The organism is Pseudomonas sp. c313, assembly GCF_055407145.1.
On the sequence record NZ_JBUZRD010000049.1, the window covers coordinates 1 to 754 of the forward strand.

Genomic DNA, 754 nt, shown 5'->3' on the forward strand with positions numbered 1-754 from the left:
ATGATCTGTCCCAGCGAGTAATGGCATCATCCAACGCGTCGATTATCGGTTCCGATGAACAGAGCGCTCGCACCAACAGTGTGGCCGCTGCGATTAACGAACTGGGTGCTGCCACTCAGGAAATCGCCCGCAACGCCGCCGATGCATCGCAACACGCCAGCGGTGCCAGTGAGCAAGCTGATGACGGTCGCAAAGTGGTGGAAAAAACCATTCTGGCAATGTCGGAGTTGTCGCAGAAAATCAGCCTGTCCTGCACCCAGATTGAAAACCTGAATGCCAGCACCGATAACATTGGCCACATTCTTGACGTGATCAAAGGCATCTCCCAGCAAACCAACCTGCTGGCCCTCAACGCCGCGATTGAAGCGGCACGGGCCGGGGAAGCCGGGCGCGGTTTTGCAGTGGTTGCCGATGAAGTACGCAACCTGGCCCACCGGACCCAGGAGTCGGCAGAAGAGATCCACAAGATGATCACCTCGTTGCAGATCGGTTCGCGTGAGGCGGTGACGACGATGAATGCCAGCCAGGTGTCCAGCGAAGAAAGTGTCGAGGTGGCCAACCAGGCCGGCGCACGGTTAGTCAGCGTGACCCAGCGGATCGTCGAGATCGACGGGATGAACCAGTCGGTAGCGGCGGCCACCGAGGAACAGACCGCCGTGGTGGAAACCCTCAACGTCGACATCAACCAAATCAACATGCTGAACCAGCAGGGCGTCGTCAACCTCAACGAAACCTTGAAAGACTGTGATGCACT

At 57.8% G+C, this 754-nt stretch carries 1 protein-coding gene; it reads left to right on the top strand.

What is annotated here, in order from left to right; genetic code table 11:
• A partial coding sequence (locus ACZRKZ_RS27765; protein ID WP_463983203.1) for a methyl-accepting chemotaxis protein occupies positions 1 to 754 on the top strand: 754 nt, incomplete at both ends.